Genomic DNA, 21,818 nt, shown 5'->3' with positions numbered 1-21,818 from the left:
TTCTCAGTTCGTCAAACTTGCTATGCTTTACCCTCATACGAACAACCTCCGGCTAATTTCATTGTATTTTCTTAGCCTAAAAGTGTCCAACTTAATTAGGGGGCTTTATAGAATTCAGCCCTTTTATAGGCAATTGGGCTGCTTTTGGATGAAATTGTTGTATTTTCTGCAACAATCGCGTGAAGAACATGGATTTGCTTGCAAAATGTTGTACAACGTACAACAATGCTACGGGTGAGTAAGGTGTGTTGGCAGCGTAACAAGCTTGCGTCAACCTTTACAAACAATCTCCTCTAAAGAGAGCGAAAGCCTTTTTTTCACTGCAAAAAAGACTATTGTTAACGTGTGCATAGATGTGATATGCTTCAGATAGAGGTGAGGGTATGAGCGTTACCATTAAGGATATTGCCAAGCTTGCAGGTGTGTCTCATACAACGGTTTCCAGAGCACTGAACAACAGTCCGCTCATTCAAGAGGAGACGAAGGAGCGCATCCGAATCATCGCTGAACAGATGGATTATACGCCTAATTACAGCGCGAAGAGTTTGGTACTTGATCGTTCGTATAACTTAGGACTGTTCTTTACCACACTAAGTCAAGGAACTTCCGCCGGCTTCTTCTATGAAGCTATCCGTGGTGTCAACAGTGTCATACAGGATCGTTATCAATTGATCGTGAAAGGGATTGACGATTACACCAGCTTTCACTCGATTACGCGGAAAAGCTTCGACGGCATTGTTGTTGTCAGTCAGAGTGATGACGATCAAGCCATCATTGACCATATTGCCAGTAAAGGTATTCCGCAAGTTGTGCTGAATCGCCCTGTTGAAACTTCAGGCGTGCTGAATGTTCTCTCCGATGAGGAGCAAGGCGCATTTCTGGCAGCCTCTTATTTGATTGAGCAGGGACATAAGCATATTGCTCTCATTGAGGGTCGCAAAGGATTTAAATCTGCGCAGAATCGGAAAGACGGCTTCGAACGAGCCATGAGGCATTACCAGATTACCGTTCCACCCGCCTATCGCATGCCGGGCTTATACGATCTGGAGAGCGGACATAAAGCCATGCAGCAATTTCTGACGTTGGATGAAAGACCGACGGCCGTATTTTGCTGTAATGATGAAATGGCGCTTGGGGCGATGAAAGCGGTGTCGGAAGCCGGGATGAACGTGCCTAACGACATCTCAGTGGTAGGCTTTGACGACACGGTATTCGCAGCCTACGTAACCCCAGCACTGACAACCGTTCGCAGACCGATTGAGCAAATTAGCAGAGAAGGCGCTTTGCGACTTCTTGGAAATATAGAGAACAAGCAGCACGAAACGGAGCAATTGCTATTAAAAACAGAGTTGATCGTGCGGGAATCTGTACGATTATTGACACCATAAGGAAAGAGGGATTAGTCGATGAGCATTCTGAGAGAGTTATTAAATGATATTCCGATTCCACCAATGGTTAAGATTCGGCAGAAGTTTGATCGTACCATTTTGGAAAATCCAGAGTTGGAATTAGTGAATAAGCTTGCCAGCAGTGGTGTTATGGAAAGCATACATCCCGGACAACAGGTTGCTGTTGCTGTGGGAAGCAGAGGGATCGCTAATATTGCAGGCTTCACCAAAACGACCATTGACGCCATTAAAGATAGAGGTGCGTTCCCGTTCATCGTTCCTTGTATGGGAAGTCACGGTGGTGCTACAGCTGAGGGACAGACGGAAGTATTACTGCATTTTGGCATTACGGAAGCCTCGATGGGCGCGCCTATTCGTTCTTCCATGGAAGTTGTACAGATCGATCAGCTGCCTAACGGCTTGCCTGTTTATGTAGATCGCATTGCTTCAGAGGCAGATGCTATCGTCGTTATTAACCGTGTGAAGCCGCATACGGCGTTTCGCGGACGTATTGAGAGCGGGATCATGAAGATGATCGCCATCGGGTTAGGCAAGCAGAAAGGCGCTGAAGCCTGCCATCAGCTTGGCTTCAAATACATGGCAGAGAATGTGCCGGCCATGGCTAATTTGATGATCGAGAGGCTGCCCATCGTGTTCGGTGTCGCGCTAGTAGAAAATGCCTATGACGAAACTTGCCAAGTGGAAGTGCTGCCTGCTGCTGAAATTGAAGTGCGTGAAGAACAACTGCTAATTGAAGCGAAATCGCGTCTGCCGAAAATTTTATTCGACGAAATCGATGTCCTTGTGATTGATTATATTGGCAAAAATATTAGCGGCGATGGTATGGATCCCAATGTTACCGGCCGCTACCCAACTCCTTACGCGCATGGCGGTCCAGATGTTGCCAAAATGGTTGTACTGGACTTAACGCCAGAAACGAAGGGTAACGCCAACGGTGTAGGGACGGCTGATTTCACCACACAAAGACTAGTGAATAAAACGAATTTGGAGTTCACCTACGCGAACGGATTAACATCAACCGTCTGTGCGCCTACCAAGATCGCAACAACGCTGGAGAACGATTTCTACGCGATCAAGGCAGCCGTTAAAACATGTAACATCCTAGATTACACGACATGCAAACTAGTTCGGATTCAAGATACACTTCATCTGGGTGAAATTGAAATTTCCGTAAATTTGTTAGACGCAGCTCGTCAGCATCCGGATATTGAAATTCTATCAGAACCATATGAACTTTCATTTGATGCAGAGGGGAATATTAGCAAATGACAGTTGACGCAGTCAGAGATAAGCCTTACATTGTCGCGGCAGATATTGGGACAACGAGCACGAAGACACTCGTGATCGATCGGGATGGTCGAGTTCTAGCTTCGAACTCGATTGAATATCCCCTTTTCACGCCAGCCGCTGATCGGGCCGAGCAAGATCCAGAACAAATCTTCAATGCCGTTGTGCAAGGTATTGGCGCTGTTGTTCGCAAGCTTAATATCACATCTGACCAAGTACTCTGCGTCTCGTTCAGTTCGGCCATGCACAGTCTCATTGCTGTTGACAAGCAGACGAAGCCACTGACCGCATGCATCACATGGGCGGATAATCGCAGTGCGCAATATGCAGAAGAGCTTAAGCGCACCGGACTAGGTCAGCAGATTTACTCGCGGACAGGAACGCCGATTCACCCGATGTCACCTCTACTTAAATTGATGTGGTTCCGTGATAACGAGCCAGGGCTCGTCAAGGAAACTTACAAGTTCATTGGCATCAAGGAGTATGTCTTCGCGAAGCTGTTTGGTCGTTATCTCATTGACCATTCACTCGCCAGTGCAACAGGGCTATTCAATCTGGAGAAGCTCGATTGGGATGCAGAAGCGCTTGGTCAGGCCGGTGTGACGCCGGAGCAGCTTTCTGAGCTGGTGCCGACAACGCACCGCGTAGAAGGGCTCAGCGCCGAGTTAGCCTCTGCAATGGGCTTGTCCGTGAACACGCCGTTCATTATCGGCGCGTCCGACGGCGTCCTCGCGAATCTCGGCGTTGGCGCTTTCGAGCCGGGTGTCGTTGCTGTCACCATCGGCACCAGCGGTGCCGTGCGCAGCGTCGTCACCAAACCGCAAACCGACCCCGAAGGCAAGCTGTTCTGCTATGCGCTAACAGAAAACTTCTGGGTCGTGGGCGGACCGATCAACAACGGCGGTATCGTTTTCCGTTGGGTGAGAGACCAGATCGCTACGGCGGAAGCCGAAGAAGCCCGCCGCCAGGGAATCGATCCCTATGATTATTTGACGGAGCTTGCGTCACAAGTAGCTGCGGGCTCTGATGGCCTGCTGTTCCTGCCGCTGCTTTCCGGCGAACGTGCGCCTTATTGGAATGCGAATGCACGCGGTGTTTACTTCGGGCTCTCACTTAGCCATCAGAAGAAGCATATGATTCGTGCAGCGCTCGAGGGCGTCATGTTCTCGATCCAAGCAGTTAGCGCTTCCTTGGAAAGGCTTATGGGACCTGCCACTGTGATTCGCGCGTCCGGCGGATTTGCCCGATCTGATTTTTGGCGCCAGATGATGACGAATATGCTCGGCACATCCGTCACGGTTCCGGATTCGATTGAAAGCTCAGGGATCGGAGCAGCTTTGCTAGGACTACTCGCAATGGGGGAAATCGAAGATCTATCTCACGCTCATCAATGGATTCAGGTAGGAAAGGCTCACGAGGTGAATGAAAACGATTATCGCATCTATCAACAATTGACATCTATTTATACAAGCGTATATCATCAGTTAAAAGATCAATTCGATGCGATTACCGCCTTTCAACAACAGCACCTACGGAGCCCTCAATGATAAATTAGCTTAGGCTTGTTAAGAAGGTTTGCCAAGCAAAATGCCGGAGGGGACGAAGACAATGAATTTATTCAATCTTACAGGGAAAACAGCAGTTATTATTGGCGGCAACAGCACACTTGGAGGCTCTATGGCTCTTGCCTTGGCTGGACACGGAGCGAAAGTAGCCATCGTCGGTCGTAATCAAGAGAAAAGTGATCAGGTTCGTGAGAGCATTGAAGCTATTGGCGGGGAAGCAAATACCTTTCAAGCGGATGCAACGAGAAGGGAAGATTTGGAGCTTGTTCTCAAAGAAGTTATCGCTTGGTCCGGCGGTGCGGATATTCTAATGAACTGCCCTGGCAAAAATAGTGCCACTCCTTTCTTTGACATTTCCATGGAAGAATGGGATTCTATTATGGAGGTTAATTTGAAAAGTGTCGTGTTAGCCTGCCAAGTGTTTGGGAAATACATGGTTGATCGAGGAGAAGGAGGAAGTATTATTAATATTTCATCCGTTTCGTCAGATCCTCCGCTTTCCCGTGTATTCACTTACTCCGCTTCCAAAGCAGCTGTCAATAACATCACGCAGAATCTAGCCCGTGAATTCGCTCCGAGCCGCGTTCGTGTTAACGCGATTATTCCTGGATTCTTCCCAGCGGAGCAGAATCGTAAGATTCTGTCGCCGGAACGTGTCGAGTCCATTATGCGTCATACGCCTATGAATCGATTCGGTGAAGCGTCTGAGCTTCAGGGTGCTGCTGTGTTCCTTGCTTCTGAACAAGCTTCTAGCTTTGTTACAGGTTCTGTTTTAAGAGTGGATGGCGGTTTTGGCGCGATGACGATTTAAATATTTATATATCGGAAGGGTGTATGAGAGAGATGTCTAAACAACAAATTGGTGTAGTCGGTCTAGCGGTTATGGGTAAAAACTTGGCTTTAAACATCGAGAGCAGAGGATTCACTGTTTCCGTTTTTAACCGTTCTGCTGAAAAAACAAAAGAGCTTCTGCAAGAAGCCCCAGGCAAACAATTAGTAGGTACATACAGCATTGAAGAATTCGTGCAATCACTTGAAGTTCCGCGCAAAATTTTGATTATGGTTAAAGCAGGCGGTCCTACTGATGATACCATTAACCAACTTGTTCCTTTCTTGGATAAAGGCGATATCCTGATCGATGGAGGTAATGCGTTCTTCCCAGATACACAGCGCCGAAATAAAGAGCTTGCTGAGAAAGGTATTCGCTTCGTTGGTACAGGTGTTTCCGGCGGTGAAGAAGGCGCGCTTAAAGGCCCATCTATTATGCCAGGCGGACAAGAAGACGCATATAAACTCGTTGAGCCTATTCTTACTGCGATTTCTGCCAAAGTGGGCGACGATGCTTGCTGTACTTATATCGGACCTGATGGCGCTGGTCATTACGTGAAAATGGTGCATAACGGCATTGAGTATGGCGATATGCAGCTTATTTGCGAAGCCTACCAATTGTTGAAAGATGTTCTGAATGTAAGCGTAGAAGAGCTTCACGAGATCTTCACAGAATGGAACAATGGCGAGCTGGACAGCTACTTGATCGAAATTACACGTGATATTTTCACCAAATATGATGCTGAAACCGGCAAGCCTATGGTTGACGTTATTCTGGATTCCGCCGGTCAAAAAGGAACAGGAAAATGGACCAGTCAAAGTGCTCTGGATCTTGGCGTACCGCTTTCCATTATTACAGAATCCGTATTCTCCCGTTTCATCTCCGCGATGAAGGAAGAACGCGTAGCGGCAAGCAAAGTGCTCAAAGGACCTGATGCTCCAGCCTTTACAGGCGATCGCAAAGCGTTTATCGAGGCTGTTCGCCAAGCGCTTTACGCAAGTAAAATTTGTTCTTATGCCCAAGGCTTTGCTCAAATGAGAGCTGCTTCCGAGGAATATAACTGGGATCTGAAATATGGCAACATCGCAAAGATCTTCCGTGGCGGCTGTATCATTCGTGCTAGATTCCTGCAAAATATTATGGAAGCCTATGACCACGAGCCTGGACTCAAAAACCTGCTGCTTGATTCTTACTTCAACGGTGTCGTTGATAACTATCAACAATCATGGAGACAAGTCATTGCAGAAGCGGTTACCCGCGGTATTGCTGTTCCGTCTTTCGCATCGGCACTTGCTTACTACGATAGCTACCGTACAGAAAGATTGCCAGCTAGCTTGCTGCAAGCGCAGCGCGATTATTTTGGAGCACACACGTTCCAACGTGTGGACAAAGAAGGTTCCTTCCACTTCAATTGGATGGAAAACTAAGAGGATAAGGCCTTTTAAGCCTCTTCCTGCAAACCGTATGCCGCTTCACGCAGCCACATTTTCAAACGATCGGCCTCTTGATCAAAGCCGTTCCGTCTGTGAATGAGCATCAGGGAGACTTCGGCAAAATAGCGAAAATTTCTTAATAATCGTGGTTGAGTAAGACCTTGCATAAGCGGGTCTTCTTCAGCCACTTTTTTCTTAATAAACTCCAGTATCCACACAACATCCTCTTTGCAAAGCGTATAGCTTGGGTGTAAAATTTGCTCCAGTTTGCCTTTTGTGCGGTTTTGATAGGCAACAGTTGGGTTCAAAGCTCCATCTCTCCTTGTCGGCATATGGTCTCTCTTAAAATCTTAACTGTTTGTGCTGGAATTTATTCACACTACTATATGATTTTTTGGTGGATTGTATTCATGTCGATTTGGCTATGTTATGATGTTGGGAAAGTTTGTATGAACAGCATATGGGAAAAGGGGATTTAACGTGACAGCAAGCAATATTGTACTTGTAGGATTTATGGGGACTGGCAAGTCAACAGTTGGAAAGCAGCTGGCTGAGCAGCTGGGATGGATCTTTCAAGATTCAGACGCAGTTCTGGAAGAAGAGCATCAGACAAGCATTTCTGACTTGTTTCGTAATCATGGTGAATCGCATTTTCGCGCTTTGGAAAGTAAAGCGTTGGAACATATATTAGCTCGTAAAGGACAAATTGTGGCTACAGGCGGTGGCGCAGTGCTGGCCGAGTGTAACCGAGCTTGTATGCTGCAGAATAGCTTTGTGGTAGCGCTGAAAGCAGCACCTGAGATCATCATTCAAAGAGTGAGCAGCGATACCAGTCGTCCTTTGCTGCAGGGGAATTTAGAGGAACGCGTTCACCTGCTCCTTGAACAACGTAAGTCTGCCTATGACTTCGCGCATGCGGTTATTGATACTACGCAATTAACAACAGACGAAATTACAGCACTTATCATCCAGCAAGTTGAAGCGGAGAGACTTTGAGCTCCACTCAAAGATCCCTATATTAGGAGGAGGGGACAAGCTTAGAAGCTTAGTCCTCCCACTCCAGCATGCCGCCTGTCATGTTTTTAAGACCTTTGTAGCCTTGAGCCTCCAAGAAGCTAATTGCGCGCCCACTGCGGTTTCCGCTGCGGCAAACGAGAATAAGCTCTTCGACTTGGGGAATTTCGCTGAGGCGATCTGGCAATTGAGCTAGCGGAATATGTTTAGCTCCTCGGATGATACCGGCAGCTACCTCTTCATCTTCGCGAACATCGACAATCGCTAGTTGTTCGCCGCGGTCCAGTCTTTCTTTGATTTCGGAAGGTAAAATCGTATCCATTTTCGGACCTCCATGCTTGATATGTTGGGAAGAAACCCCATTACAAGTAATGATAGAAACAAAAAGTCAAGATGTCAAACCTATGGTTAATAACAGGAGTTGTGTGACCATGCTGTACATTGGTTTAGCCGGGATATTAGGCGCCATTGCCCGATTTGGGCTCTCCTCTCTTTGGAATCCTACAACGGCGTCCGTTTTTCCTTGGGGAACTTTTTTTTGTAATTTAACCGGCTGTCTGATACTTGGTTTTATAACATTCGCCGAAAAGCTTCCCATACCTACTAAACTTCGACTACCGATAACAACAGGTTTTATTGGATCTTTTACTACGTTCTCTACCTTCAGCTATGAAACCATGAGCATGCTAAATCATGGGCATATGATCCTTGCCGCTCTTTATGTTTTGGGAAGTTTATGGGGAGGACTCGGTGCTGCATGGCTGGGTGTGCATATAGGTGAGTCAGTTCGAGGGGGCGTAAGTTGATCATGATGACATGGTTATGGCCCATTTGCCTGGTAGGTTTTGGAGGATTCTTTGGCGCAATTTGCCGATTTCAGCTTGGGTCTTACATTGCCAACAGGTTCCCAAGTTCTATTCCGTATGGTACACTGACAATAAATCTTTTGGGTTGTTTTTTGCTTGGCTTGTTGATGAGATATCATGCATTTGACGATTGGAAACTGTTGATCGGCACGGGTTTTATGGGTGCTTTTACCACTTTTTCCACATTGAATCTGGAAAGCATAAAGCAGCTCCGTGCTGGACTATGGCAAGCTTGGATCCTATATACACTACTCAGTTATACCGGTGGAATTCTACTGACTTTCCTCGGATATTACATATAAACTCTTACGAAGGAGATATCAACGACATGAAAGCCATCGTGAAACCAACCGCCCATCTACAAGGGGAAATAAACGCTCTCTCTTCCAAAAACTACACAACCCGCTATTTGCTAATTGGAGCACTTGCAAACGGGACGAGCACCATCTATTATCCGGCTCATAGTGAAGATAGTGATGCCATGAGACGTTGTGTTCGTGATTTGGGCGCAATTATTGAAGAAGATGATGAGAAAATCGTTATTACGGGTTTTGGTAAGCATCCCAAGAATGTTTCTGAACTTAATGTAGGAAATGCCGGAGCTGTACTTCGCTTTTTGATGTCCACAGCCGCATTTTGTCCTGATGTGACATTTGTAAACACATATCCCGAATCTTTGGGCAAGCGCCCGCATGATGATCTCATTGATACTTTGCAACAAATGGGTGTGGAAGTACAACATTCTAACGGACGTCTGCCGATAACTATTAAAGGGGGACAACCACGCGGTGGCAAGCTCACTGTTTCAGGTAATGTGAGTTCCCAGTTCTTAAGCTCTCTCTTATTTATGACACCTCTGCTAGAAGAGGATAGTGAGATTGAAGTGCTGCATGATTTGAAATCCAAAATTATAGTAGGTCAAACACTAGAAGTATTAGAACAGGCTGGAATTATTGTGCACGCCAGCGAAGACCTTATGCACTACCGCATTCCAGGTAGACAATCCTATCAAGCCAAAGAATATGTCATTCAAGGCGATTACCCGGGCTCTGCTGCGATTCTAGCAGCTGCGGCTGTAACGAATTCTGATGTACGCGTTCTTCGTCTCGAAGAGAATAGCAAGCAGGGTGAGAAGGCTTGTGTGGATGTCCTGCGAGCAATGGGTGTTAATTTAACTCATGACAATGGTGTTGTGCATGTGAAAGGCAACCAGAAGCTGGTTGCTGGTGAGTTTGACGGGGATCACTTTACAGATGCCGTACTAGCTATGGTTGCAGCAGCTGTATTTGCAGAAGGTACGTCCCGTTTCTACAATGTCGAAAATTTACGCTATAAAGAGTGCGACCGTATCACTGATTATTTGAACGAGCTGCGTAAAGCCGGAGCTGATGTAGAAGAACGCCAAAGTGAAATCATCGTGCATGGTAAACCACAAGGTGTTACAGGCGGAGTCGAAATTAATGCTCATTTTGATCACAGAGTGATTATGGCTTTAACTGTTGTAGGTCTTCGTTCTGAGAAGGGTTTGATCATTCATGATGCCCATCATGTGGCCAAGTCCTACCCGCAGTACTTTGACCATTTACGTTCCATTGGTGCTCAGGTTGAACTTGTGAGTGAGACATAGATTCCCAAAACAACGAATGGGTGAGTCAGCATGACGATTATTTGGCAGGGTTTAAAGGTGACGTTCGGTTTCTTCCTCGTTGCTGGGCTTGTGTTTGCAAGCAGTGTATTTGCTGTATTGCTGTATGCTAAAGCGACTGGTAAAGAACCAGCGTTATTTGCGTCCAGTCCTGCGATACTTGCTGCCAAGCCTACAGCTTCCGTGAAAGTAAATGAGGTTGCTTCTCCGCCGCCAGCTATCCAGATAAAAAAATCAGCAATGATTGATGCACCTGTCTTTGCTCAACTGCCAGAACTGCCAGCAGGTTGTGAAATTACAAGTTTAACGATGCTGCTGCAGTATCATGGTATTACAAAAAGCAAAATGGAACTTGCTGCAGAAATGCCTAAGGATGACACACCAGCCACTTTAAATGCGGACGGTACAATTGCTTATTGGGGAAATCCTAATACAGGTTTCGTAGGCGATGTCACTCGGAAGCAAAGAGGTTTTGGCATCTATCATGCCGGACTATTTCCACTGTTGAAATCGTATATACCTCAAGCCATTGACATTACAGGCGAGTCTTTCGAGCTGTATGAGCAGCAGATTGCGAATGATATTCCGGTTATTATTTGGACCACGATTGATTTCAACCTACCTTACAAATGGGTAACTTGGGATTCACCTAAGGGACCTATCAAGACGACATATGCTGAACATGCTGTATTATTGGTAGGATATGATGAGAATAATGTATACTTGAATGATCCATTAAGCGGGAAAAAGCAAGTGCAGGTAAACAAAAGTCAGTTTATCGACAGTTGGACCGCAATGGGGAAACAAGGTCTCACGTACTTGAAGAAATAGGAGGGAAACTGATGACGACTTTTGAAAATCCAACAAGAGAGCACATTAAAGAGATCCTAGCGAGTGCAGGTAATATTGCCGTAGTGGGTTTATCTGATAAACCAGACCGTACATCGTATATGGTTTCCGCGGCTATGCAAAGCAGAGGATACCGGATCATTCCTGTCAATCCGAACGCTACTGAAATACTGGGTGAGAAGTGCTACGCTTCTTTATCTGATATTCCTGAACCTGTAGATATCGTCAATGTGTTTCGCCGTGCAGATCAAGTGGTTCCTGTCGCTGAAGAAGCCGTTAAAATTAAAGCGAAGGTTTTCTGGCTCCAGCTCGATATTGTAAATGAAGAAGCCGGACGTATTGCTAGCGAAGCCGGATTAGAAGTCATTATGGACCGCTGTATTAAAGTAGAAGATGCGATTCTAAATCCTAGAAATAACTAAAATTAACGCATTTTGGGCAAAGCTAAAAAACCGCTTTTCTCTTACCAAATAGGTAAGGGAGAAGCGGTTTTTCTGTATGTTAGGAACTAAGCTTTTAATATATCATGGTCGACGTACCGTTCACCATTTAATTCGCTAATCACATTAATTGCGACTTTAGCACCATCACCGGCCGTAACAATTGTATGCATACTGACGCCAGCTGTGGTACCTGCTGCCCATACACCTTTAAGGCTAGAGTTGCCTTGTGCATCAGCATCAACGACAGTTTTGATGCGTGGTTCTGTTCCTGGCCTCGTCTGAATGCCCGAAGCTTCAGCAAGCTCAACGGATAGCCCTGTTGCAAGAATAACATGCTTTCCTTCATAAACCCCGTTATCCGTCGTTACCTGGAAACCATCTTCGGTTTTTGCCAATTGTTCCGCTTTGCCTTGTACGAATTCAGTCCCGAATTTAGCTGCTTGTTTCTTCCCGATTTCGACTAAATCAGGACCCGCTATCGCTTCTACGCCATAATGATTCTCGACCCATGCTCGTTTAGTAACGCTTTGATTGTTGTCAATGACAAGCGTCTTTTTACCTGCTTTTGCCGTGAATAGGGCTGCACTAGATCCTGCTGGGCCTGCTCCAATTATGATAACGTCGTATGTCATTACGGTAACTCCTCCTACAAAGAGAATGGGATACAAAAGAATTATGGCATAGCCGATAATTGATAGTCAATTTTCTAAGGAACATCCCAATGGCTTCCATAAATAAAAAATCAACAAGCGGAGAGAATAAAAAAGGCCCCAAAAAAGGTGTCCAAAAATAATGAGAGTCTGAGGAGGATTTACACATGTACAACAATAACAACAGCTTTGGGAATGCTTCCCAAGGTTATCAATCTTCACAAGGTTTTCAGGGGAATAATTCGCAATACCAAGGTTACCAAAAACAGTACCAACCGATTGGGGCTGTACAATCTTTCTATAATCAATCTAACGCTGGTCAAACTAACCAGGGATACAATCAAGGAATCAACCAAGGATTCAACCAAATGAATTCTCAAGTATCTCAAGCAACTTCTCCAGAGTCTTTTCACACTGCGAATTATCGCGGAAATCAACCAGGCCATGATGCTTACAAACGCAGCGATTCTTCAACGCCTGCTCAACAGCAACAATCAAGCTTCCAAAGCGGATATTCCTCCTATATCCCAATGAACAACCAATTTGCTTCTAACGAATCTCAGCAATTTGGTTATGCCGTTCCCCAACAACAACCGTTTATTCCTAGTCAGTTCAGCAGCTCGGTACAGATGAATCAACAACCTTTTGCACAAGCTAATGTTTCTCCAAACGCTTTTCACATGGCGAACTATCGTGGAAATCAACCTGGGCATGATGCGTATAAGCGTGGTGATTCCTCGACACCTTCTCAGCAATCCTTCCAAAGTGGCTATGGATCACAGCAAAGCATGCAGCAAAACATGCCACAACAATCGCTTCAATCTTTTAATACCGGATTTAATACTTCAGGTATGGGGCAACAATTCGGATCCAATCCCTCGTTTTAATAGGGGGACCGTTTCGAATGAGTTTACGAGCAGGTCGAACGCCGACCTGCTTATTTTATTTTGACAAACAGACTAACAAGCTTTACGATTTAATAAAAGAGAGCTTATCTTACGATGCAAGTTTTCTGCGAAAACGCTAAGCTTATGCTTACGATGTCTGTTTTGCTAAAGCAAAACTTTTAGGAGGTAGCATACGTTTGAACTGGATGGGGAACTTACAACAGCTTGGCCGCTCATTAATGCTGCCTACCATTGCGCTTCCTATCGCTGCTGTGTTGCTTCGTCTAGGGGATCTACCTTGGGATGTCATTCACGCATCTAGCTTAGGGGATATGCTGCTGTTGGCTGGGAATACGGTCTTCGATTATATTCCAATCATATTCGCTGTTGGTGTGGCGCTTGGTCTTACAGAAAGCGCAGGGATTGCTGGTTTATCAGCCATGCTGGGCTATTTTATGTTCACGAGACTAATTGAACATGAGCTGGGGACTCAATTTCAACTGGGTGTACCAGGTGGGATATTAATCGGATTACTGGCTGCTATTATTTACCATCGCTGTAAAGAGATTAAACTCCCGGAATACATACAATTTTTCGGTGGCCCCCGCATAGTTCCGCTTATTATGGGACTGTCCACGCTTGTAGTGTCTTATATTATGATCGTTATTGGACCCTACTTAGAAATGGGGATGGGCAAGCTCTCCAATTGGCTGCTTGGATTGGGCGGTGTAGGTGCCTTTATCTATGGTATCGCGCATCGTCTTCTCGTACCGTCGGGTTTGCATCATATTTTGAATAACTTTTTCTGGTTTCAAGTAGGTGCTTATCAGACGCCAACGGGACATATGGCTTATGGGGATTTACCTAGGTATTTTGCCGGAGATCCGACAGCAGGTATGTATATGGCCGGATTATATCCCATTATGATGTTTGCCCTCCCAGCAATCGCATTTGCGATAATTGGGGAAGCGCGGGAAGATTTGAAGCCGAAGATTAAGGCGACATTCTTGACTGCAGCGCTAGCTTCTTTTTTAACTGGCGTTACTGAGCCTATTGAATTTGCCTTTCTTTTTGTAGCTCCATATTTATTTGTTATTCATGCGATTTTGTCTGGAGCGGCCATGTGGTTGGCTTATGAATTAAATATTCAACACGGTTTTTCTTATTCAGCCGGGGCCATCGACTATGTCATTAATTTGCACCTATCGCATAACGGTTTATTGCTCATACCGATCGGTATCGTTTATGGACTTCTCTATTATTTCTTGTTCCGCTGGGCTATACGGCGGTTTCAGATTCCTACGCCTGGTAGAGAAGAAGGCTCCTCACTCGAAGAGTGGGCTGGCGATATTCCATATCGATCTCCACTTATTTTGCAAGCACTCGGTGGGAAAGACAATATTAAGAAGATTGAAGCCTGCATTACCAGATTGCGTCTTACACTTGTCAATGATCGTTTGATGGACATCACGGCATTACGACACTTAGGAGCAGCAGGCGTCATCCGTCTTGGAGGAGGCAATGTTCAGGTCGTGTTCGGAACATTCTCAGAGCTAATTCGTGAAGAGATTATGAAAGTATTACGCAAGGATATTCATGTCGTGTTATTTACTTCGCCAATGCAAGGACGCATGATCCCGATTGAAGAAGTGCCAGATCGTATCTTTGCTTCGCGTTTGGTTGGAAACGGCGTTGCTTTTATTCCCGAGAAGGGAGAACTGGTTTCTCCTGTTGCGGGGACCATTATGCACATTTATCCGACCATGCATGCCCTTGGCATCTTGACCGAGGAAGGTTTGGAGGTCCTGCTGCACATTGGCATTGATACGTCTAGTTTGCCGGGCAAATGTTTTAATGCGGTTGTAAAAGAAGGAGATCACGTGGAACCGGGGCAACTGCTTGTTAAGTTTAACTATAATAAAGTTAAAAAATTCGCCTCATCGATGGCGACACCGATGATTATTACAAATCCCGATCTTGTTAAATCTTGGAGCTTTGCTCCATTTAAAGCTGTCAAAAAAGGCCAAGGTTCTGTGATGTCGGTTGTCCTAAAGCCTACTAAACAAACGGGGGGGACGAATGGATGATCAGAGGAATAGGAGCGTCTTCAGGGATTGCGATGGGTCAGGCTTTTGTCATACCTACCTGGGAGTGGGATTTTCCTGAGAAAATGATTGATGTCACCGATTTGTCATATGAATTTGAACGTTTGTATGATGGTATTCGATCTTCCAAAGACGAGCTTGAGATCATTAAGCAAGAGATTAAGGATGTTGTTGGACAAGATCAAGCCTATATTTTTGATGCACATTTGGCGATTTTGGAAGATCCCATTTTTATGAACGAAATTCAAGGGATTATTGAGCTGCAGTACAAGGCGGCAGAAGTTGCTGTAAAAGAAGTTATCGATAAATTTGTCGATATGTTTAATCTCATTGACGACGAATATATGAAGGAACGAGCGCTTGATATTAAAGATGTCGGAAACCGGCTTCTGAAGCACTTGCTTGGCGATACAAGCTCAACGGTACCACCGATCGATCATCCTTACATATTGGTCGCCAAAGAGCTAACGCCATCTCAATTGGCTCACTTGGAGCCGGCTAATGTGCTTGGTCTGTTAACGATTCTCGGTGGCACGCATTCGCACGTATCCATTATGGCAAGAGCAATGTCCGTACCGTATGTGCTTGGTTTGGAAGGGAAGCTTCTGCGACCCATTCAAAATGGCGATTTCCTGATTATCGATGGACAAGAGGGTACCTTATACATCAATCCTGATAAAATAACAATTGAGCGGTATCAAGCACGCAAAAAGAATTGGCTCGAGTTCAAAGAAAGCTTGCAAGAGATAGCTGACGTTGCCCCGGTGACGTTGGACAAGAGCTATGTGAATTTACATGCCAATATCAATTCCGTGTTGGAGATCGATCAGGTTTTACGTAACGGGGCTTCTGGGGTAGGTTTGTTCCGGACGGAATATCTTTACATGGACCGCGATTCGCTGCCCAGCGAAGACGAACAGTATGAAGTTTATCGTCACGCAGCCAGGCAGCTGAAAGGCCGTCCCATTGTAATCCGAACGCTCGATATTGGCGGAGATAAAAAGCTCGATTATTTGCCGCTTGCAAAAGAAGATAATCCATTTCTGGGGTATCGGGCGATTCGTATCTCGCTGGACCGTAAAGACCTATTTATGACACAGCTTAGAGCGATTCTAAGGGCCAGCCACTACGGTAACGTGAAAATTATGTATCCTATGGTTACTTCCTTGGATGAGGTGCGTCAGGCTAAAGCTCTGCTCGAGAAGGCCAAGGCCGAATTACAAGCACAAGGCTTGCCATATAATGCAAATATCGAAGTTGGATTAACGATTGAAGTACCCGCCGCAGCTCTCATCGCGGATGTCCTTGCAAGTGAAGTGAATTTTATGAGCATTGGAACGAACGATCTTGTTCAATATGTTTTAGCTGTGGACAGGATGAATGAAAACATCGCGCATTTATATAATCCCTATCATCCGGCAGTTATTAGGCTACTCAAACATGTGATCGACTCGGCCAAAAGTGTAGGAATTCCCGTAGGCGTTTGTGGTGAAATGGCGGGTGACATCCGAGCGCTTCCGATATGGCTAGGATTGGGAATAGAAGAACTAAGTATTTCGGTGCAGACACTATTACAAGTTAAACACCGATTACTAAGCAGTGACGCTAAGAAATGCAAACAGCTAGTCAATGAAATTTTAGTTTGTAAAACAAGTGACGAGATCATAGAACTGCTTGCTCAAACCGAACAAACAGAATCCATTGTAGGAGGAAATTAGCATGGAATTGACAGGAACGAAAGTATTAGCATTTGTTGATGAAGAATTTGAAGACTTGGAAATGTGGTATCCCGTTCTACGGTTGCGTGAATCCGGGGTCATTGTGGATATTGTCGGTCCAAAGGCAAAAACAGTGTATCACGGTAAATATGGCGTACCCATTACGACAGACTATGCCTTCGATGAAGTAAAGTCTTCCGATTACATCGGCCTTTATGTTCCAGGAGGATGGGCGCCTGATAAGCTTCGTCGTTATCCGGACGTGATTCGTCTAACGCAGGAGTTTCACGCGGCAGTTAAACCGATTGCTCAAATCTGTCATGCAGGTTGGGTGCTGATTTCGGCGAAAATCGTAAAGGGGTACACGATGACGTCTACGCCAGGCATTCGAGATGATCTTGAAAATGCGGGAGCAACTTGGTTGGACGAAGAAGTAGTTGTTGATCGCAACATCATTTCGGGGCGTCGCCCGCCAGATCTTCCTGCATTTTCCAAGCGTTTTGTGGATGAGCTTATTCAATTTAATAAAGAACAGGAAAAGTAACATTCAACTACCATAGGTGGCAAAAACTACTACTCTTCATTCGGCAGGAAATCGATTAAAATCGTAGAATATCATAGTACAAGCAACTCATGTACATGCCGCCCGCCAGTGAAGGAGTGTTAGAATGCAAAAGTATTGTAAGTGCGGACGCACGATGAACCTTCGTCTTCGTACGGTTATTTATCAGAACAAAGTCGACATTGAAAATGTGCCTATTTACTCATGTGAAGCATGTGGTCGCAGTGAAGTTGTTCCTCATGTCAAACCCGAACTTACCGGTTTAATCGGTAGGCTGGGGAGTAAGCCTGAGAAGCAGCAGCTCTTTTTTCATGAACTTTCGGAAGTTGCTTTTCTGCTGCTGAAGGTGACTGAAAAAGAGCATATGAATGATTCCATGGAAAAGATCGTTGAAGAACGAATCAATGAACTTTTGGACATCTTATTGCTGGCACAATCGCTGGGTGATGAACCATGGACCGAAGAAATTCGCAAGCGGTTATCACAAATCACACAGAGTGCAATATCGACATAAGCAGTATGTGGCCAATCCCAATGGGGGTTGGCTTTTATACATAATGTGTACATCTTTTGAAAAACATTGAAATTATTTTCAAAGCATTTTCAATATACATTGCAAGATGGATTAATTTGTCGTATCATAACGATAATATACTAGGATCGCAGAATACTTTTGAAAATGGAGAGAGTAACCGTGACCGTAACCATTTATGATGTAGCAAGAGAAGCAGGAGTTTCGATGGCAACCGTTTCTAGGGTTGTAAACAACAATCCTAACGTTAAGCCACAAACACGTAAGAAGGTTTTTGAAGCCATTGAGCGGCTCGGTTACCGCCCTAATGCGGTAGCGAGGGGTTTAGCTAGTAAGAAGACAACGACAGTTGGTGTTGTCATTCCCGATATTTCCAATTCCATTTTTGCTGAAGTAGCACGTGGGATTGAGGATATTGCCAATATGTACCATTACAACATCATTTTGTGTAATGCGGACAAGAAGAAAGAAAAAGAAATTCGTGTTATTAACACCTTGCTTGAGAAGCAGGTTGATGGATTGCTCTTCATGGGTGGCGTAGTAACAGAGGAACATACACAGGCATTCCGTACGTCTTCCGTACCTGTCGTTTTATGCGGCACGAAGGATGAGAACCAAGCGATGGCATCCGTTGATATCGATCACGAGGAAGCTGCTTTCGATGCTGTAAATGTACTTATTAAAGCCGGTCATCGTGACATTGCGATGATATCCGGAACGCTGCATGATCCAGCGAATGGATTTGCGCGTTATCAAGGTTACAAAAAAGCATTGGATGAAGCAGGTATTCCACTGCGTGATGAATATGTTCGCATTGGGAACTATCGTTATGAGTCAAGTGTAGACGCTGTGAACTATTTCTTGGAGCTTTCACCAAGACCAACAGCGATCTTCTCCGCTACAGACGAGATGGCGATTGGCGCCATTCATACGATTCAAGACAATGGACTCAGAGTACCGCAAGATATCGCCGTCATTAGTGTGGACAATATCCGCATGGCTTCCATGGTTAGACCGACTTTAACGACAGTAGCCCAACCGATGTATGATATCGGCGCCGTGTCGATGCGTCTTCTAACGAAGTTGATGAATAAAGAGTCAACGGATCATATGCAGGTTATCCTGCCGCACGAAGTTATTTACCGCAATTCCGTTACACAATCTTAATCAAAACAAACCTCTAAGCGAGGTCATTCCTTTGGGAGTGATCTCCGTAGAGGTTTTCTCATGTTGATAAGGGAAAGAGGATAATGAAATGACATGGAATAAAATTGCTCTAATCGGAGCGATGAATGAAGAAATAGAGCTTCTAGTTTCGCATATGACGGATGTGCGTGAAACGATCAAAGCTGGCATTACGTTTCGTGAAGGTACGTATTTTGACAAGGAAGTTGTCGTGTGCCGGACAGGTGTAGGGAAAGTGAATGCGGCGGTGACAACCCAAATTTTAATTGATAACTTCGGTGTCGAAGCCGTTATTTTTACAGGAGTAGCGGGAGCATTAGATCCAGCGCTGAATATCGGGGATCTCGTGATATCGAGTGAATGCATGCAGCATGATATGGATGTTACACCACTTGGATTTCCTCGCGGCGTCATCCCTTATGAAGCGAAATCCATCTTCGAAGCGGATAGCAAGCTTGTTGAGTTGGCTGTAGCTTCGGGTGAAAAACTGTTTGCAGGCAAGGTCAAAAAGGGGAGAGTACTCTCTGGGGACCAGTTTATTGCAAGCAGGGAAGCTGTTGCTAGCCTGTATGATGAGCTTGGCGGCGTGTGTGTTGAAATGGAAGGGGCTTCGGTTGCTCAAGTTTGCTCGATGAATGCCACTCCATATGTCGTGCTGCGATCGATGTCTGATAAAGCAGATGGGTCAGCTCATGTTAACTTTGCTGAGTTTACAGTCCAGGCATCTGAGAATTCGTATAAAATGGTTGAGGATATCGTGAAACATCTATAAGCAAGAATAAAAAAAGCTCAGAATTTCGCCGAAATGGCGGTTCTGAGCTTTTATTTTTACTTCAAATACATCATGGCGAGTTCTTTCGTTTGCCGGTTCTTCTCGGCAATCGCTTGGCGCCTTGGAATTGGCGCCCAAGCCTCCACAGGGTCCAGCCACGTATCCACCAGCTGGACCGGGCTCTTGCTCTGCCAGGCGTCTAGCCACGCCTGAGGCAGCTTCAGCTGGGGCTGCGCCTCCAGCTGATCTAGGATTGCCTGCTCGCTCATGACGAGCCAGAGCAGGCTCCAAGCCCGCGGTACGACACGCCAGATGTCGTACCCGCCGCCCCCGAGCGCTATCCAGCGCCCTTCGCACCACTTGTGCGCAAGGGAGTGGATTAGCTCGGGCATAGCCTTGTACACGCGCATGGAGCAATGGACATGCGCGAGCGGGTCGAAAGCATGGGCGTCGCACCCATGCTGCGAGATAATGACGTCTGGCTGGAAGCTTCGAATCGTCTCGGTGAGCACCTCGCTGAAGCACTCCAGCCACGACTCATCTTCGGTGTAGGGCTCCACCGGCATGTTAATGTTCGTGCCGAACGCGTCGCCTTCGCCGCGTTCGTTCACGGCGCCCGTGCCGGGGAATAAATATTTCCCCGTCTCGTGGATCGAAAGTGTGCATACCTGAGGATCGGCGTAGAAGCCCCACTGTACGCCATCACCATGATGCACATCTGTGTCGATGTACAGCACTTTTGCGCCGTACATCTCTTTGGCGTGCGCAATCGCCGCTGACGCGTCGTTGTAGACGCAGAAGCCTGCGCCCTTGCTTTGCAGGGCGTGGTGCAATCCGCCGCCCAGGTGAAGGGCGTGCGGAGCCTTACCGGACATCACCAACTCGACTGCGGTGATGGAGCCGCCTACGACCTTCGCCGTAGTATCGTGCATCCCGGCGAAGTAAGGCGTGTCATCGGTGTCCAGTCCGAAGCGCGTTGCTTCTCGGACCCAGGCGGCATCCGGCACGGAACAGCTAAGCGCTTTCACAGCTTCGATGTAAGCGGGTGAATGAACCCGCAGCAGTTCGCTATCTGTCGCGGAACGAGGAGCCCGAAGCGCGCTATCAGGGAGCGCGCCGGCTTTTCGCAGCAGATCCACCGTCATCGTAAGACGATCTTGATTGAACGGGTGATTTTCATTAAATTTATATTGAATTTCTTGATCATCATAGATAAAGACAGGACTTGCCTTCTTGTTCATATCCCTATTCCCCCGAATGGACTAACATTTCGCTTGAAGCCCTAGAAATCCCGCGATTACTTAGAAATTAATACATGAAACGCTGCTGAAAACGAATGCGATCAAACTGTTCAACGGAAGAGATCGGCACCTTTTTGCCGATTCTTACCATAAGACAGTTGGCTGGATGTGAGCAGATTTCTGGGTCGTCCGTAGCGAACCAGATCATGTCGACGCTTTTCATTAGCTTCTCCATCATTTGACGGTATTCCCAGACTGTTAATTTGCTTGTTTCCAAGTCCCAATGCCAATAATACTCCGTGGTGAAACAGATGATATTCTCCATCTGCTCATCTTCGAAAGCGAGTCGAATCATCTTTTTCCCTAATCCAATGGATCGGTAGTCGTCTGCAACTTCTATGGCGCCCAGTTCAATTAAGTCCTGCATATGCCCCTGTGACCAACGCTCAATCTCATCTGGATAGTGAAAGGTGACATAGCCTACAATGGTAGAGCCGTCTCTGGCAATGATGATACGTCCTTCAGGTAATTGTGCGATTTCAACTAGTGCTTCTAACTGCTCCTTGGGTCTGCGGAACGCATCTAATTTGGTATGCATAATAAGCTCCTGCAAGGTTTCTGCTGAAACAGGGCCTTCTATGATAATTTCAGGTTGATTGGGAGCTGCGCGCAAGCTGTGTGAGTGGTATATTTTGATATGCTGCATAACCTTAGCTCTCCTTTTGAAAAAAAGCATGATGAACGTTTCCTTTTCCGGTAGGTCATAGTATTCTTATACCAAACTTTAGTTTGAATTAAAAGACGAATTTTTAACGTAGGCGAATAT

Annotated in this window: 23 protein-coding genes; 18 read left to right on the top strand and 5 right to left on the bottom strand. The window is 45.9% G+C overall.

The window, feature by feature from the left end; translation table 11 throughout:
- The first annotated feature begins 383 nt into the window (after positions 1-383).
- From AC58U0_RS14865 to gnd, 5 genes are all read left to right on the top strand, one after another.
- The gene (locus AC58U0_RS14865; protein WP_497379706.1) at positions 384-1,388 is read left to right on the top strand and encodes a LacI family DNA-binding transcriptional regulator; all 1,005 of its coding nucleotides are present in this window, start codon (positions 384-386) and stop codon (positions 1,386-1,388) included.
- A gap of 18 nt (positions 1,389-1,406) precedes the next feature.
- Positions 1,407-2,678 (top strand): nickel pincer cofactor-dependent isomerase, group 22, encoded by a 1,272-nt coding sequence (locus AC58U0_RS14860; protein ID WP_497379705.1) that lies wholly within the window; start codon positions 1,407-1,409, stop codon positions 2,676-2,678.
- Complete coding sequence (gene gntK / locus AC58U0_RS14855; RefSeq protein WP_497379704.1) at positions 2,675-4,243, top strand: gluconokinase; 1,569 nt, start codon at positions 2,675-2,677, stop codon at positions 4,241-4,243. Before AC58U0_RS14860 ends, gntK begins: the two co-directional genes overlap by 4 nt.
- Positions 4,244-4,304: 61 nt before the next feature.
- The gene (locus AC58U0_RS14850) at positions 4,305-5,072 is read left to right on the top strand and encodes an SDR family oxidoreductase (protein ID WP_057302953.1); all 768 of its coding nucleotides are present in this window, start codon (positions 4,305-4,307) and stop codon (positions 5,070-5,072) included.
- A gap of 32 nt (positions 5,073-5,104) precedes the next feature.
- Entirely contained in the window at positions 5,105-6,517 is a 1,413-nt protein-coding gene (gene gnd, locus AC58U0_RS14845; RefSeq protein WP_057302952.1) for an NADP-dependent phosphogluconate dehydrogenase, read from the top strand.
- Between the two features lie 14 nt (positions 6,518-6,531).
- Here the strand turns inward: gnd and AC58U0_RS14840 are convergent, their stop codons facing one another.
- The gene (locus AC58U0_RS14840; protein WP_057302951.1) at positions 6,532-6,855 is read right to left on the bottom strand and encodes a hypothetical protein; all 324 of its coding nucleotides are present in this window, start codon (positions 6,853-6,855) and stop codon (positions 6,532-6,534) included.
- 148 nt (positions 6,856-7,003) lie between these two features.
- On the opposite strand from AC58U0_RS14840, the gene AC58U0_RS14835 reads away from it, so the two are divergent.
- Entirely contained in the window at positions 7,004-7,519 is a 516-nt protein-coding gene (locus tag AC58U0_RS14835; RefSeq protein WP_497379703.1) for a shikimate kinase, read from the top strand.
- A gap of 49 nt (positions 7,520-7,568) precedes the next feature.
- On the opposite strand, the gene AC58U0_RS14830 is transcribed toward AC58U0_RS14835, so the two are convergent.
- Positions 7,569-7,859, bottom strand: coding sequence for a rhodanese-like domain-containing protein (locus tag AC58U0_RS14830; protein ID WP_057302950.1), 291 nt, complete (start codon positions 7,857-7,859; stop codon positions 7,569-7,571).
- A 109-nt stretch (positions 7,860-7,968) separates the two neighbouring features.
- On the opposite strand from AC58U0_RS14830, the gene crcB (AC58U0_RS14825) reads away from it, so the two are divergent.
- The 5 genes from crcB (AC58U0_RS14825) to AC58U0_RS14805 are packed head-to-tail and all read left to right on the top strand — an operon-like array spanning position 7,969 to position 11,319.
- Positions 7,969-8,343 carry a fluoride efflux transporter CrcB gene (gene crcB, locus AC58U0_RS14825; protein ID WP_057302949.1) on the top strand — a complete coding sequence of 125 codons (375 nt, stop codon included), beginning with the start codon at positions 7,969-7,971 and terminating at the stop codon, positions 8,341-8,343.
- 2 nt (positions 8,344-8,345) lie between these two features.
- A complete protein-coding gene (gene crcB, locus AC58U0_RS14820) occupies positions 8,346-8,705 on the top strand; it encodes a fluoride efflux transporter CrcB (protein WP_497379702.1) in 360 nt (119 codons plus the stop codon).
- 26 nt (positions 8,706-8,731) lie between these two features.
- Positions 8,732-10,030: a 3-phosphoshikimate 1-carboxyvinyltransferase gene (gene aroA, locus AC58U0_RS14815; RefSeq protein ID WP_497379701.1), complete on the top strand. Its 1,299-nt coding sequence runs from the start codon at positions 8,732-8,734 to the stop codon at positions 10,028-10,030.
- Positions 10,031-10,060: 30 nt separating this feature from the next.
- Positions 10,061-10,879, top strand: a complete 819-nt coding sequence (locus AC58U0_RS14810; protein WP_060645199.1) for a C39 family peptidase — start codon at positions 10,061-10,063, stop codon at positions 10,877-10,879.
- 11 nt (positions 10,880-10,890) lie between these two features.
- Positions 10,891-11,319 (top strand): CoA-binding protein, encoded by a 429-nt coding sequence (locus AC58U0_RS14805; protein ID WP_497379700.1) that lies wholly within the window; start codon positions 10,891-10,893, stop codon positions 11,317-11,319.
- An 86-nt stretch (positions 11,320-11,405) separates the two neighbouring features.
- Here the strand turns inward: AC58U0_RS14805 and AC58U0_RS14800 are convergent, their stop codons facing one another.
- Complete coding sequence (locus AC58U0_RS14800; RefSeq protein WP_497379699.1) at positions 11,406-11,972, bottom strand: NAD(P)/FAD-dependent oxidoreductase; 567 nt, start codon at positions 11,970-11,972, stop codon at positions 11,406-11,408.
- 185 nt (positions 11,973-12,157) lie between these two features.
- Here AC58U0_RS14800 and AC58U0_RS14795 point away from each other — a divergent pair, with 185 nt between their 5' ends.
- From AC58U0_RS14795 to AC58U0_RS14765, 7 genes are all read left to right on the top strand, one after another.
- The gene (locus AC58U0_RS14795; protein WP_497379698.1) at positions 12,158-12,877 is read left to right on the top strand and encodes a hypothetical protein; all 720 of its coding nucleotides are present in this window, start codon (positions 12,158-12,160) and stop codon (positions 12,875-12,877) included.
- 197 nt (positions 12,878-13,074) lie between these two features.
- A complete protein-coding gene (locus AC58U0_RS14790) occupies positions 13,075-14,964 on the top strand; it encodes a glucose PTS transporter subunit IIA (RefSeq protein WP_497379697.1) in 1,890 nt (629 codons plus the stop codon).
- Positions 14,961-16,700 (top strand): phosphoenolpyruvate--protein phosphotransferase, encoded by a 1,740-nt coding sequence (gene ptsP / locus AC58U0_RS14785; RefSeq protein WP_497379696.1) that lies wholly within the window; start codon positions 14,961-14,963, stop codon positions 16,698-16,700. Before AC58U0_RS14790 ends, ptsP begins: the two co-directional genes overlap by 4 nt.
- 1 nt (position 16,701) lies before the next feature.
- Entirely contained in the window at positions 16,702-17,244 is a 543-nt protein-coding gene (locus AC58U0_RS14780; RefSeq protein WP_497379695.1) for a type 1 glutamine amidotransferase domain-containing protein, read from the top strand.
- A 124-nt stretch (positions 17,245-17,368) separates the two neighbouring features.
- On the top strand, positions 17,369-17,776 hold the full coding sequence (locus tag AC58U0_RS14775) for a hypothetical protein (protein ID WP_029195585.1): 408 nt from the start codon (positions 17,369-17,371) through the stop codon (positions 17,774-17,776).
- A 180-nt stretch (positions 17,777-17,956) separates the two neighbouring features.
- A complete protein-coding gene (gene ccpA, locus AC58U0_RS14770) occupies positions 17,957-18,961 on the top strand; it encodes a catabolite control protein A (protein ID WP_057302940.1) in 1,005 nt (334 codons plus the stop codon).
- A gap of 88 nt (positions 18,962-19,049) precedes the next feature.
- Entirely contained in the window at positions 19,050-19,751 is a 702-nt protein-coding gene (locus AC58U0_RS14765) for a 5'-methylthioadenosine/adenosylhomocysteine nucleosidase (RefSeq protein WP_497379694.1), read from the top strand.
- 56 nt (positions 19,752-19,807) lie between these two features.
- Here the strand turns inward: AC58U0_RS14765 and AC58U0_RS14760 are convergent, their stop codons facing one another.
- Positions 19,808-20,992 (bottom strand): acetoin utilization protein AcuC, encoded by a 1,185-nt coding sequence (locus tag AC58U0_RS14760; RefSeq protein ID WP_497379693.1) that lies wholly within the window; start codon positions 20,990-20,992, stop codon positions 19,808-19,810.
- A 67-nt stretch (positions 20,993-21,059) separates the two neighbouring features.
- Entirely contained in the window at positions 21,060-21,698 is a 639-nt protein-coding gene (locus tag AC58U0_RS14755) for a GNAT family N-acetyltransferase (RefSeq protein ID WP_497379692.1), read from the bottom strand.
- Positions 21,699-21,818 lie beyond the last annotated feature (120 nt).

It is taken from the genome of Paenibacillus sp. J31P190 (assembly GCF_059692075.1).
This window is presented reverse-complemented; position numbering and strand designations above follow the sequence as displayed.